The 14229-nt window shown below is 40.1% G+C and carries 9 protein-coding genes and 1 tRNA gene; 1 reads left to right on the top strand and 9 read right to left on the bottom strand.

The features are described 5' to 3' along the window. Positions 1-160: 160 nt before the first annotated feature. The 9 genes from QA601_04805 to QA601_04845 form a co-directional block, all read right to left on the bottom strand. Positions 161-233: transfer RNA gene (locus QA601_04805), tRNA-Thr, on the bottom strand. 77 nt (positions 234-310) lie between these two features. Beyond that, positions 311-1375: a tetratricopeptide repeat protein gene (locus QA601_04810; protein MDG5814386.1), complete on the bottom strand. Its 1065-nt coding sequence runs from the start codon at positions 1373-1375 to the stop codon at positions 311-313. Then, positions 1329-1691, bottom strand: coding sequence for a hypothetical protein (locus QA601_04815; protein MDG5814387.1), 363 nt, complete (start codon positions 1689-1691; stop codon positions 1329-1331). Before QA601_04815 ends, QA601_04810 begins: the two co-directional genes overlap by 47 nt. Positions 1692-1882: 191 nt before the next feature. Beyond that, the gene (locus QA601_04820; GenBank protein MDG5814388.1) at positions 1883-3076 is read right to left on the bottom strand and encodes a hypothetical protein; all 1194 of its coding nucleotides are present in this window, start codon (positions 3074-3076) and stop codon (positions 1883-1885) included. Between the two features lie 335 nt (positions 3077-3411). Next, positions 3412-4683: an AgmX/PglI C-terminal domain-containing protein gene (locus QA601_04825; protein MDG5814389.1), complete on the bottom strand. Its 1272-nt coding sequence runs from the start codon at positions 4681-4683 to the stop codon at positions 3412-3414. Positions 4684-4685: 2 nt separating this feature from the next. Next, positions 4686-5186 (bottom strand): biopolymer transporter ExbD, encoded by a 501-nt coding sequence (locus QA601_04830; protein MDG5814390.1) that lies wholly within the window; start codon positions 5184-5186, stop codon positions 4686-4688. 2 nt (positions 5187-5188) lie between these two features. Further along, positions 5189-5977, bottom strand: coding sequence for a biopolymer transporter ExbD (locus tag QA601_04835; GenBank protein ID MDG5814391.1), 789 nt, complete (start codon positions 5975-5977; stop codon positions 5189-5191). Between the two features lie 26 nt (positions 5978-6003). Beyond that, complete coding sequence (locus tag QA601_04840; GenBank protein ID MDG5814392.1) at positions 6004-6630, bottom strand: MotA/TolQ/ExbB proton channel family protein; 627 nt, start codon at positions 6628-6630, stop codon at positions 6004-6006. Between the two features lie 116 nt (positions 6631-6746). Beyond that, complete coding sequence (locus QA601_04845) at positions 6747-10409, bottom strand: tetratricopeptide repeat protein (GenBank protein ID MDG5814393.1); 3663 nt, start codon at positions 10407-10409, stop codon at positions 6747-6749. Positions 10410-11118: 709 nt separating this feature from the next. Here QA601_04845 and QA601_04850 point away from each other — a divergent pair. Next, on the top strand, positions 11119-14154 hold the full coding sequence (locus QA601_04850) for a BamA/TamA family outer membrane protein (protein MDG5814394.1): 3036 nt from the start codon (positions 11119-11121) through the stop codon (positions 14152-14154). The last annotated feature ends 75 nt before the right edge of the window (positions 14155-14229 follow it).

The raw sequence follows: 14229 nt of genomic DNA on the forward strand, positions 1-14229 counted from the left end.
AGGGCGTTTTTTCCAATCAGAGGGGATGTGAGCTTTATTGCCAGTCCGGTTTTAAGGGACAGACCGCTTCAATTCCAAATTTCACCAAAAAACCGGTACGGGTACCGCACTTTATTAAATACAGACCACCGCCACACGGTCCTTACACACATCTGCTTAAAGCCGAGAAGCGGATTCGAACCGCCGACCTACTGATTACGAATCAGTTGCTCTACCAACTGAGCTATCTCGGCACTGATAAACAAAATAAAATTTGACAATAATTTAAACCACTACTACGGTTTTTTTTTTGGAATATGTTGAATTTTTGCTATTTTGACAAAGCTCTTTGAGCTAAACGTCTTTCTCTCTGGGCTTCTGAGAGAATGTTGCTAACTCTTCTGCTTATTTCATTTGATAATTGCATATCAGATATATGATCACATTGTTTAACAGCTTGAGTATACTGCATAAGAGCGTTATGTGTTTTTGCAAGTTTTAATCTGCACTGTACTTCATAGTAGTAGTTTCTTCGTGATTCCTGAAGGAGTCTGTTAAGAATCTTTTTATACACGTCTTGTGCTTCAGTGAAACGCTCCAGAGCATACAAGGCCTCAGCTTTTCCCCACTGGAAATCATGTGCATTAGGAAACTTTTTAAGCATCTGATTTGAGACTTGTAATGCATCGTTATAGCGTCTTTCGTTCATATAGATATTGATAAGTTCAACAGATGCGTACACTTTTGAATATATGCCCTTTTGACTTACTTTTTGAAGCATGCGAATACCTTCATCCCTCCTATCCTCAACTCCAGGCATCCACCAAAGTACCCGCATCATTGCACTTCTCCAGTAATGATAGGAACCTATACCATACTGTACATCAATCAAGTTTCCGTTAGGTTGTTCTATATTCATAAACACTGACACACCTTTCCACCCATAGCGAAAAGCAGTTATCCAGCGCTCTTTTTTAAATTCGTAAGTTCCTTTTAATCCATTAGCTCCACCTACGAAAAATTGTGCTATTGGATCATTTGGATTTTTTTCTAAAATTTTTTCACCCTTTTCTATAGCTAAATCACTGTACCTGTAAAAGTGATCCTCTCTTTGAGAACTTCTGAAATAATCGGTCCACTTATCGATTGCAGCAGCCATGAAAAAATATCCTGCCGGGTGTTGAGGATAAGTATCAATAATTATTTGTGCTTTCTGTTCAGCATCTGGATGATTGTTATTAAAAAGGTATTCAATACTTTCCAAGGCCAAAGCATGAATACCAGCAGGCAGAGGTGGATCTGAAGCGAACGACCCATCTATTAAAAGTAGGAAAAATGGCAGGAAATATTTAATTATCGTGCGATGCTTTTTTTTCTGAATAGAAACGATATTCATTTCTAAACCGGTCCCATTTTCCTTGTGAGCTATGATATCTATACCGTCTCACAATTTTTGCATTTACGTTGCGGAGGAAATAAAATTTTACTTCAGCTCTCCTGGTATACCTTCCTTCATGGGTTTCATAAAACACTATTTCATAGAAAGGTTCATCCAATAACGCCTCTTTCTCTATTCCATCAATTATTGCGGAAAGATCATCTTCAAGAATAATATGAAATTTTTCACGAATAATTTCATCACTTTCACCACATGCAAAAAAGAAAAGCATAGTGAGTAAACCAACTATCACACTGATGCTTTTTTTATTCATATACTTCCTCCAGAGAGTATTTCTGATTTTATAATAAACACTACATACATTCAATTAAAATAGTTTGTACTGATAAAAATAATATTTTATAGCTGAAAAAATAATTTTGACTTTATCCTTTAACATACAAAAATAGGTGTTACTATTTAAAGCAACACCTATTCTCTTCTCATTTATTATTAGTGCCTTAATTAAAAACTGTAAGTAGCACTTACCCTATTAAACAGGCTGTATTGTGGTCCACTTATCAGATTGGTAAATGTATAAACGATGTCCTCTGCAGCAACGACATCGATACGCAACCTGTTATCGATATTAATACCAAATCCAAGCCCAACTAAATCAGTATCGGATCCATCAGCTTCTATGTTTTCTCTCCAATGCTTGTTATCTGATGCAGTTTCGGTTCTCCATATCTCCTTTTGCCCACCAACTCTAATCAAAAACCAATCCCATACGATATTTCTTTCTATGCCAAAACTCACTCTAGCACCGTAGGACTGTTCATTTTCTTTGCCGTTAAGGTCATAGTATTCATATAGACCCTGTAGTCCGGTCCAGAAAAATCCTCTGTCAATATTTAAATTAAGACCTATACCCGCATTAATATCTCTTATCAAAGATCTTCCATCTTCAAGATTTACGATTCTTCCTGTCACCTGTGGTACAAAAGATCCATTCAGAGCAGGTACCGAAGAAAATAGTCTAAGATCAAACCGACCAAACCAATCCCGGTCTGCTATTTTAACTTCATTACTATCTCTGTCTTTTCCTTTACCCTGAAGTATGCCACCATTGATAGAAGCTTCGAAATCCATACCGGGACCTAATGGTAGTGTTACTCCAATGGTACCCTTATAAAGTCCTGTATGATGTTCAACTTTATTTGCTCTATGTATTTTTTGATGAGCTATGTAACTCCCAATACCAATAGTAGACCCATTAGCAAGTGAATAGGCAAGCATCAGATCTACTTTTCCAACAGGAGACTCAAGATTAACACTACTATTATGTAGTGCTCTAAACTCAGGGCTGTCCGCATCGATGAAATTTAGCATCTCATCATACCTGTTAAAAACAGTAGAAAATGAGATCCCGGAATGACTTTCCGGTTCCCTGGATAGTCTTGAAACAATAGCCCCAAAATAAGGTTTTTGAGGATCACGGTTTGTTCTTTCAAGAGCTTCTGTTCCAGAATTACCGCCCTCTGGTTTATAAACTCCAAAAGAACCCAACATCATATTTGGATATTGATTAACAGTTGCAGGATTTCTAAAAATACTCACTTCATCACGGTAGAAAGCATCATGCCTTCCCATGACTATTACCCTTGCATCAGTAGCATAGCTGCTAATAACGCATCCTGCAGCAAGTATTAACGCCATTACTCTCCTCATAAACTGGCCTCCATTAGAAGTTTAAGCAAATTGAATCGTAAGTTATTGCCCTGTATCAGAATGTAATAAAACATCCAGCTCCTTTTTCTTGTATTATATAATATTGGTGACAATAAATACAAGTATTAATTAATAGATTCTGAAGAATTATACCATTATGATACTTATTTTCGTAGCTTTCCTTTAGTCAATCTTTCAACCTATGTGTACCAATATAATATTACGCGTAAAGTTGTAGCATTCTAAAATAAAACAGGCTGCATTTTTTTACAATGCAGCCTGTTCTTTTTCTCTAACATCGCTAAATTCTTATTACAAAACTATCATTGAGAGAACACAAATGGATACACAACCTCAGTAACATCTCCAGGTTTATCTATTCTATCAAAGTTCCATCGTCTGATTCTAGCTACGATAGTTTGTTCAAGTTGGGAATCGCCTATGGTAGATTCTTCGATCTGAGCCATCAGCACTTTTCCAAACTCATCAATAGAGAATTTTACAGTGACTCTACCGCCAAGTCCTGGTTTTTCACGCAAACGTCTGTTGTAAGCGTGACGAAGAGCGGCCATATTCTGCATAACAACACGCTGAATACTCGCACGGCTTCTTCCACCAGTAAGTGCTCCACCTCTGTCGAAACCAGGTGATGTAACTTTAAGTTCACCGCGTTTTTTGAGGTCAAGGCCTCCACCGCCTCCCCCCATCAGGCCACCGATCAGATCATCGATTCCTCCACCGGATCCACCGAATCCAGAACCAACACCCTGTCCGTACCCAATACCTGCAGCACCTTTTCGTCCAACACCACCATCACCACCAGATTTCAGTCCACCAACACCTGACAATACCGCATCGATGTCAGTAGCAAATCCACCTTCACCGAAAACGTCAGCTGATTGAACAGACTTCCCTTTAACCTGACCAGAAACAATTCCAAGAACACCCTCCTGAGTTACCCTGGCACGTGGATCACCTCCCCCACCCGTCATACCGCCTTTTCCCTGGTTTTTTTCCGGTGTGAGTTTCTTTTCCTCAGTTGGGACTTCCTCTTCTTCTTCCTCTTCTTCTTCCTGCATAGTGGCATCAATATCATCCACTAACTTAGTAGTTCTTTCTTCAGGAAGTTGTTCGAAGAAGTCGGTTGCAACATCGACGAATTCCATGGTAGTCATCCAGACACCGAGTGCAATAGCCAGCAGTAAGGCAACCAGCTCCACATTTCTGAGCTTTTTATCTTTTTCTACAATAAAGATATCCGCTCTTTCCTTGAGCCTCTGGGCATATTCAGCATCCGTAAGTACTCTTCCTGGTTCATCCTCGTCGTCGTCATCATCCGACCTTGCACCAGCAGCAACTGGCGCCTCTTCGCCGCCGAGTTTTACGAGTTCGACATCAGCACCGATTCCCCCGAATTGAGCTTTAAGCTTTCTGGCCTCATCCTCTCCCGCTTCCTTTCGGATGCAGACCGGCTTTTTAGTGATCGCTTTGAACACTATATCTGCCGTGGTACCAGACCATCTTGCTATTTCTTCTGCAATTCTGGAAGCACGCTGAGCGTCCTCACACTTTTTGATAAGGATCTTGTACTTCACCGTTATTCTTCCCTTTCCATAACTGCAAATTTCATATCATTGTAGCCAACGCCGCCACAAGTGTGCATAATCTTGAAAAGCACATCAAATTCGACGTTCTTATCAATCTGCACGACTATTGACCCCTGAAAAGCATTAAGAGCTCCAAGACGCACCAAATCCTCTTCAGCAGCACGCAGAGCATTGAGTCGCTCTTCTAATTGCTCAATTACTGGATCTGATTCCTCCTGCGGAATACGCCTTATGTCATCAACAGGTACAACAGGTTGATTATCAACCAATACCATATCTGGTGTAACTGCCATCTGGAGATTTACTTCTTCAGGCCTTAGCTTTGATTCTGAATTTGGAAGCACCAGATTATCAGCATTTGTCAAAAGTGCCCCTTCAGCAGAAAAGTTCTGCAAAAGAAACAAAAGGAGTATAACCAGTACATCCAATAATGAAGTAATATTAAAACTTGCTTCATCCTTGGGCTTATTAAACCTGCCATGTTTTCCCATATTTAACTCCTCAGCTTTGCTATGGATATATTGGGATATTCTGCTGCTCGCGCTGCATCCATAATCTGCACTATTTTGTCGAAAATAACTTCGTTTTCAGCTGCAATTATTATATCATCAGCGTCTTCAGCATCCGGATATCTCTCCTTAACCTGCATAAGTCTGTTCCTAAGTTCATCATATGCGGAGAGAGGCCTGGAGACAAACTCAGATGGATCGTTGACTACAATCGTTCTTCTTGGATTGGTAAGTGCCCATACGGTATCTCCTGGGCTTACACTTTCCACAGATTGCCCTTCTGAATCGGTTAGCATTTCTCCATATTGAGTATATAATCTGTTAAGAATATTCCTATCCTGATCGGTTGTATAGAGATAGATCTCATTTCTTTCATGAATAGAAAACGGTCTCCCCGTTTGTGGATGGACAGCCGGATTATCGGGTTCATACTCAATTAGATGTTCAGAATGATCGTCACGATCGATATATTTGTGGTATTCCCTATAAAAAAGACTTGGCATAAAACCACCCCGAGCACCTAATGTCACCACCGAATCGGTAACAATGGCGGTGAGGAGCAGTTTTGTACTTCTGTCTTCTGTAGGGCGTTCTGTTTGAGCCTGTTGAGTCTGAGATCCCCTTTGTTCTGGTAATCTGATTTCGATAACCGAAATTCTTGCGAACTCAGATGTCACCAGAAGCATAGGGATAAGTACCACCATAAGGTTCATGAATGGTTTCAGATCCATTTCGCTCGGTTTAAAACTTGATTTTCTGATTTTGTTAGCCATTAGTTATTCCTCACAGAATAAGACTTTTATTCTTCAACAAGGTTAATCAGTTTAGAAGTTTTCTCATCCAGTTCCTCGATTACACGATCAGATTTTGTTGACAGAAGACCATGAACGAGAAGTGTTGGAATAGCACCGATAAGACCAAAGAGTGTTGTAGACATAGCAACAGAAATACCAGTTGCAAGTGCCTGGGCTCTCTGAGCAGCAGGTACGTTAGCAACAGCGTCAAAAGAAAGCATCAGTCCATAAATCGTTCCCATGAGACCAAGAAGTGTTGCAAGGTTAGCAAGGGTAGGTAACAGAGGAATATTACGACTGATTTTTGGTGTTTCTGTTAAGAAGACTTCATCAACAGCTTTCTGAACTGCTTTAGTTCCTTTTCCACGATTTTGAAGTATAACAGTTACACCTTTTGCAAGGGGGGTTTTCTGAGAGTTTGAGTACTTAATAGCTTTTTCATAATCCCCTGATTTTAAGAACTTAGAGATACCGGCCATAAAAGTACCACCGCTACCACCACATTTTAGAAACAGATACCATACTCTTTCGATAACTAAGCCAATACTAGCGGCCATAATCATAAGAATAGCCCACATTGCAAAGCTTCCCGGCGATACGAATCCGTCAACGATAAATTTGAACAACTGCATTTGGAACTCCTTTCATACAAATCAAACGTGCGGTTATGGAAAAATGTTACATATTTCTTTCAATATTACAAAATAATAATTTAAACAGTATAAGCTCCTTTCTTTTTGGCGCCTTCCTATTGATTTCTTAGTTGGTTTATTCTTTCCTCCTCCATTACAATATTCCTGTTAGCTTCCATTTCGATTCTGTTAAGTTGTCTGATTCTATCTTCAACAGGAATATCCATTGCGACAATATTTCTAATACGCTCCATATTTCTCTCATATTCATCATCTCTGAAATCAAGGCGATGTTCTTCATCAAGAGTAGAAACGTACACTTCCTCTTCTGGTTCCCACGTTTCCAGCTCTACATCAAGGGCTTCAGAGATAGGATCGATTTCAATGATTCTATCTTTGATTTTGTCGATCCATTTGTTATCTGCAATACCAATTTCAGCAGCACCGTATATCCCCTCCTCATACATTGGTAATGCAGCATCCATTGCCTCAAGAAGTTTTTCTTCAAGAATTTGCTGATAAATCATCTGCTCTTCTTCATCAAGACCAGGAGGAATAGGTGCGTTGGCGAATGCACGACCAACTTCTTCCATGATGTGTCCCTTGAGAAAAGCCATTTCCATAAGTTTTTCCATGGACTGTTCGATATATTCTCCCATTATATTTTGATCCTGAGCCCACTGGATATTCTGTAGAAAGTAATTTTGAGCCCTGTCGTAGTATGGTTCTAAAGATGAAAGAACCTGGATTCTACCTGCAATCTGCTGCTCTTCAGTACCAAAGAGTGTTTGTTCTGAGAGCGCTTCAGCCATATCGGCAAAGCCCATACCAATCATGTAAGTAGCTCTCATTGTCCATTCCTGAACCCCGGCTTCTATAGCACGACCAAAATACTTTGCCGGTTCCTGAAGAGCTTCTGTTTTTTCCTGAACTAGCCTCTCCATCTGGCTCTCATTGCTTGCATCAAGTCTTATATCACGGAAACGCTGATAATAAATTTGTCCCAACCTATAGAATGCTTGTGCAACGTTGTTTATATCAATATCAGCGGTTTCCCGATAATTGTCATAAATTTGAGTAGCAAGCAGATAGTTTTCTTCAGCCTCACTGAACCTGTCCATATTAAAATATGCGTTACCAGCTCTTACCAGTGCCTGTACCTGCCTGTATCTGTCTACAGTAAACTGGTTAGCATACTCTGAAAAGGTTTTTGCCATATTTTCATGATCACCCAGCTCTTCATAGCAAAGACCGATGGAAAAGAACGCTTCCGGAGCAAACTCAGAATCAGTAAAACGTTCGGCCAAAATGGCATAAACATTAATAGCATTTTCGTAAAAACCACCAGATTCAAAAATCAGACCCGCATTATAAAGCGCCTGTGGTGTTTTTGGATCGTCCTGGTATCTTTCGAAAATCAATTCATACATTGCTCCTGCTTCTTCAAACATTTCCAGTTTCTGGTAAGCCTCTGATGCATTAGACAAACTTGGTATTGCATACTCTGCATCAGTAATATCATCGGCTGCTGCAAGATAGGTTTCTGCAGCCCTTTCGTACATATCAGCCTTTTCAAAGTTTTCAGCAGCTCTTATATATGCATTTTTCCGAATTTCGGATGTTGGAAAATGTGAACCCAAAACCTTGAAAGTTTCGGCTGCCCGCACCAGGTCATCCATATCTTCATAAGCTATACCTGCTTCAAACCAGGCGCGATCGGCGACCTTACTATTAGGATACTGCTCTCTTATGGACATAAATGTGCTTGCAGCAGCCTCGTGGTTGTTCTGTTCCTTATATTCCTCTGCTTGCCTGTAGATTGCACCGGCAGCAAGGTTAACAATATCAGCATACTCATCAGAATCAGGCTCCTGTTGCGCAAGCAACTGCTCATATGTTCCGATAGCATTTTCATGCTGACCGGAAAATGAGTAACTGTTAGCCAGCATTCTTCTTGTTTCAGAAACGATATCTGCTTCAGAGTAATTGTCAAGAATCTGATTGAGCAATGCAATAGAATTATCATACGATTCTGCGGTATAATGAATATCAGCTGCAAGATAGATAACCTCAGCTGCGTTCGCTGCATCCGGAAATCGCTGAATATACTGAGTTATATAATCGAGAAGTTCTCTTGATTCCGGTAGGTTATAGGCTTCTTTTTCTTCCAACCCTTCCATTGCCATTGCTCTTTTTCTGGCTTTATCAAGTGACACAATCGCGTTAAAGCCAGCATCCTCCTGAGAGATATCAACCGGACTTGTTGCATCCCCTCTTTGAGCCCGCAGCTCTTCAAGTCTCTCCGGATCCATAGCCAGGGTATCTATTTGAGCTCTGTAATCAGGATACTGGGAAAGATCTGCAGAAGCAACAAAATCATATGCTTCAGCAGCCTTTTTATACTCTGAGAGCTGAGTGTAAATTTCAGCTAAGTTGTAATGGTATTCAAAAACTCTCCATTTATCTTCAGGAAACCTCTCGATAAACTCAATATAACGATCTTTTGCTTTTTCATACTCAGACCTGTCTCTTCGGTCCTGTGCAAGCGAGTGATGGTAAATAGCAATATTGCCAAGAGCACTCCTTACAGCTTCTTCTGCAATATCGATCACCCTTCTCTCGTTTGAATTCTGTTGGTACCAAGCACTCCCGGGTCCATAATCATCCACCAATCTTATTCTCTCATTGTTTGCTTCTTCGTGCTCTCTTTGAACTACATAACACTCCATCAGGGCCTGACGGGCAAGCGGAGCTTCCTTATACATAGGAAATTTATCAAGGGCCACCTGAAGCGCATCAATTGCAGCTTCCCACTGACCATGCTCACGGTTTTTCATCCCAATAGTATAAAGAACATAGGCTTCATATGGTCTGCTTCCAATTCTTTGGAAAAATCTAACAGCCTCATTACCTCCATCATACATATCTGAGAAAGCAATAGCCATAAATTCAAGGGCCATATCACGAAACTCTGCTCTTGGATACCTGCCAGCATCACAAGCCTCTACATAGGAGTGAAACAGCTCAACAGCCTTATCGAAATCACCAAGGTTATAGTACACCTCAGCTTTTCTATAATGCACCATTTCCCAGGTACCGATATCTACCTCGTCCTGTCTTACTCCTTCAAGATACCTGATAGCTTCTATATTGTTATGCTCAAGATAAGCAAAATCACCCAGTCGAAATCTGGCAGCAGAAGCTCTTGGATCGTTTGGAAATCTATCTACCAATCTCATAAACCAATCACTTGCAGCATCATAGTCACCGCTGATAAGACTAATATTACCAATCTGATAATATGCATCACTCAGTCTTCTAAAATCAGGGTACTCTTCAATGAGACGTTTATACATTTCAATAGATTTGCTATAATCAGGTCTGGGATTTTCCGGTTCCGGACCAACAGGACGCCTTTCCCACTCCTCTATTAATCTATTATACTCCTCCTGTGCAGCAATGAATTCATCCCGTCCCTCATCATAATAGAGAGAACCAAGAGTAAACATCACGTTAGCACATCGATCTGTTTTTCTTGTAGCACACCCATCAAGGAGATTTTCATACCTTGTAATTATTTCAGCAAGCTGCTCACCTCGGGGCCTTGCTTGTTCTGCAGCATCTCGCTCCGCTTGTGCTTGCTCAGCACGTTTTCTCTCAAGCTCCTCAATTCGACGTCTTATTTCCTCTTGGGTTTGAGAATGTACAGCTGGATTAAATAACACCCCCATCATCACAAGAGAGATAATCAAGGTGATACAATGTTTTCTTTTAGCCATCTACTAAGTCTCCTTTGAAGTCAGGACCGTCATAATTATTCTTCTAATATAATGTGACTATTCACTGTATTCAACAATATCCAAGTAAAATCACAAAATAGCCGAACCCAAAAAATTTATTAAGTATAAAAACAGTAACTCCGGTCACCCATGTATCTAAAAATTGTTATTTCAAATTTAACCTTCATCTTATCTTCTTAATCTAAATTAGGTACCCCCGTAAAAAGCCCACGTGTACGCTATTTTTTTAAACCTTCCCCAAAGATAATATAAGACAATAGCATTCTATCAACATTAAAATGCATGATACTCGTTGAAAATGATGCTATTTTCATAATCTGTAACAAAAAACCAGTAAGTATGATTAAATTCAGACCAGTTTTTTTTAAAAGGAAATGAATCAATTTCACACCAATCATAATTTTAAGGGCTTAAATGGGCTTTTGCCCTAGCCTATAACTGACATGATGAAGAAAATACTTCCCTTGAGAACCTATGTCAAAAAATAAAGCAAAATCAATCTGAAAAATAAATCATTATTCAAAAAAAGTAATTCGCACTCTCACAAGCAAGTCTTTTTTTTCTTCTATACTGTATTTGGGCACAAAAGGCCAAAAGATCTGCAAACGACTTTTTAGCTATCGCATATACCATTAAGTAATTTTTGATAAAAATGACAATTCCACCCCTTTTGAGGACGGTATCTTCAATGAAATTTTGTTTTTCATTATTAATTGCTCTACTACTACCCCTTTCTGCCCTGGGATTTGGGAAAAACAAAGTTCAGTACCAGCAACTTGAATGGAAATATATGAGTTCTCCCTATTACCAACTCTATTTTCATCAAAATCAGTCCCCTCTGCCAGAAATTTCCTATCGCTGGCTGGACCAAATTCATAAAAATCTCAGTGAGCGCTTCAATTTTTTTAATGAGGAACAACTACCAATCATTATTTATAGTGACCATAACACCTTCCAGCAAAGTAATATAATTAACCAAATAATACCCGAAGGCGTAGGTGGCTTCACCGAAATTTTAAAAAACAGAGTAGCACTCCCTTTTAATGGTTCTTATGAAGAGTTTCGTCATGTTTTGCATCATGAGTTGGTCCATGCCTTTGTGTTTAGCTTTTTCAGTGAACGCTCAGTATTTCTGCGTAGCCAGGCTATGCAGGTCCCCCTTTGGTTTCATGAAGGAATTGCAGAATTTCTGTCACTTGGCTGGAATAGTGAAGCCGATATGTTCTTGATGGATTGTATGGTTAATGGAACAGTGCCGCTTCCGGGCCCGGCAATGAATGGGTATATGGCCTACAAAGGCGGACAATCATTTCTCCACTTTCTCCATTCAATTGGTGGTGATAGTCTGTTTAACTCCTTCTTAAGAGACTTTAAGGACAGACGATCTGTAGAAGAATCAATAAAGAAAACGTTCAAGAAGGATTTAAATGAGCTGGGGAGAGAGTGGCATCAGGAACTAAAACGTTTATACTGGCCTGAAATAGGAACCAGAATTGAGCCTTCAAGACAGGGCAAAAAGGTTACAGAAAAATTACACGGCAATTTTCATCTTCGTCCACGGCTATCACCTGATGGGTCAAAAATTGCCTTTTTCAGTGATGTAGCAGATTATACCAGAATTGTAATCACCACCAGAGAGGGCGAAAAACTACAAAGCATAAGTCATCATGGATATGGGAGTTTGATTGAATCATTTTACCCATTCCGTAGTGGAGTTTGCTGGTCGCCTGATGGATCAAAAATTGCATTCATTGCAAAGCGAAATGGTAAAGACGAGATACGGCTAGTCGATATAGAACAAAATAAACTTGTAGAGGTTATCGATTTTCCCTTCTCGACTATAAGTAACCCTGACTGGTCCCCTGATGGTGAAAAACTCATTTTCACCGCCATAGATAACGGCAGACAAAACATCTACATGTACTGTTTCGAAACAAAAAGAACGGTTGCTCTGACAAATACCATAAGCGATCAGAGTCACCCACGCTTTTCACCTGATTCCCGATTTGTTATCTATTCAGCGCAAGACACCTCCGGAGTAGCAAACAGACACTTTTATACTTACGGTAGGCTATCTTCAAACATCGAAATCTTTGATACAGAAAACAATGAAACAAGAGTCTTCACCAACTCAAAATGGAATGATACGTACCCCTGTTTCTCACCTCAGGGTGACTCCATTCTCTTTGTTTCAGACAGAAACGGTATCAACAACCTCTACATTGCCCCTCTTTTTGCACCTGACAGTGCTAAACCTCTCACTGACTATCTTGGGGGAACTTCGTCACCTGACTGGTTCCCTGATGGAACAATCGGGTTTAATCATTTTAAGAGAATGAGTTGGGATATTTATCTTGTGGAAGACCCTCTTTCCGAGCTCCAATCCGATACCCTTAAGCTCACACAATGGGTTAATTCTATGCATCATAGTGAAAATAAGTTCTTTGACGTTTCAAGACTTGCTCCAACAACGAAATCTAACGAAAGTACCGAGGACACCTTAAGTTCGGATGAAAGTATTTACAGTCAGAATGAACAGGAACTGGATTCCCTGAAAGTCGACTTTGAAACAGAACAAGAAATTGAATCTACAAAGAAAGAGCAGGTATCTTTAAAAATTCCTGAGCCATCACCGTATCGACTTTCATTTACGCCTGATATAGTAAGCGCAGGTCTGGGTTTTACCCCTTACTATGGAATGGCCGGTCAGATAATGCTTTCGTTCAGTGATCTTATGGGTGACCACCTTATTACAACAGCTGCAAACATTCAGGGTAATTTCAATGAATATGTATACCTTTTCCTCTCATATTTCAATAGGCGTAACCGAGTTGATATAGGTGGTGGTGGGTATTTTAGCAAAGATTACACTCTGGAAGGCTTCGATGACATTTTTCATGACACTGAAATCGGTGGCTTTTTACAAGTTAGATATCCTTTTTCTATTTTTTCCCGACTCGAATTAGACCTTTTTGGGAAAAGAGTAAAGCGCAGGCCTTACAACAGTGAAGGTGAATCTAAGGTCTCTCATGTAGCACTTCCATCTCTTACATATACCTATGATGACATTTTGTGGGGGATTACAGGTCCACTGAGGGGAACGAGAGCAAGGGCAAGAGTGACACTTTCCCCCCCCGTGAAACTAGTTGATGAGCCATTTCTTTCCTTTGACGGCGATATACGCTCCTACATGCATATCAACCGACGTTTTGTCTGGGCAAATAGGTTAAGAGGTGGTGCAAGTGTTGCACTTGGCGATGCAAGCACTTCTGCAAGAAAATATTTTCTTGGAGGAAACGACAATTGGTTCAATTTTGAAGTTAACAGAGACAATTATGAAAACAGTGTAGGTGATTTTTTCTATTCGGAAATCATTTCTCCACTGCGCGGCTTCAACCTGCTTGACATAACTGGTGAAAGAGCTATCCTTCTGAATTCTGAGCTGCGTTTTCCTTTTATCCGCGAAATATCACTTGTATGGCCCCTGCCTATTCGTGTCCGCTATATAAACGGTGCTATGTTTGTAGATGCCGGCAATGCTTGGGACAGATCAGATCAAAACACTTCCCTTCCCGTGCCGCCAAAACTTTATGGGGGATTTGGATTTGGAATGAGAGCAAACCTGGGAATGTTTGTTCTTCGATTCGATCGGGGATGGCCAACAGACTGGAAACGAATTACAGGATCAGCAATTAACTATTTCTCTCTCGGTGCAGAATTTTAAGCCTAAGGAGTAAACAGACAGCTCAGAACCAGGGGTTAAATAAAAAAAGCATCTTTTACTTAACTCCAATTTTTA

It is taken from the genome of Chitinispirillales bacterium ANBcel5, assembly GCA_029688955.1.
GTDB lineage: Bacteria > Fibrobacterota > Chitinivibrionia > Chitinivibrionales > Chitinispirillaceae > Cellulosispirillum > Cellulosispirillum alkaliphilum.

Bases quoted from the DNA above. Each gene is read 5' to 3' on its own strand.
- QA601_04830 (MDG5814390.1), bottom strand. From the start codon at position 5,186: ATGGGAAAACATGGCAGGTTTAATAAGCCCAAGGATGAAGCAAGTTTT.
- QA601_04810 (MDG5814386.1), bottom strand. From the start codon at position 1,375: ATGAATATCGTTTCTATTCAGAAAAAAAAGCATCGCACGATAATTAAA.
- QA601_04850 (MDG5814394.1), top strand. From the start codon at position 11,119: ATGAAATTTTGTTTTTCATTATTAATTGCTCTACTACTACCCCTTTCT.
- QA601_04835 (MDG5814391.1), bottom strand. From the start codon at position 5,977: ATGGCTAACAAAATCAGAAAATCAAGTTTTAAACCGAGCGAAATGGAT.
- QA601_04840 (MDG5814392.1), bottom strand. From the start codon at position 6,630: ATGCAGTTGTTCAAATTTATCGTTGACGGATTCGTATCGCCGGGAAGC.
- QA601_04845 (MDG5814393.1), bottom strand. From the start codon at position 10,409: ATGGCTAAAAGAAAACATTGTATCACCTTGATTATCTCTCTTGTGATG.
- QA601_04815 (MDG5814387.1), bottom strand. From the start codon at position 1,691: ATGAATAAAAAAAGCATCAGTGTGATAGTTGGTTTACTCACTATGCTT.
- QA601_04820 (MDG5814388.1), bottom strand. From the start codon at position 3,076: ATGGCGTTAATACTTGCTGCAGGATGCGTTATTAGCAGCTATGCTACT.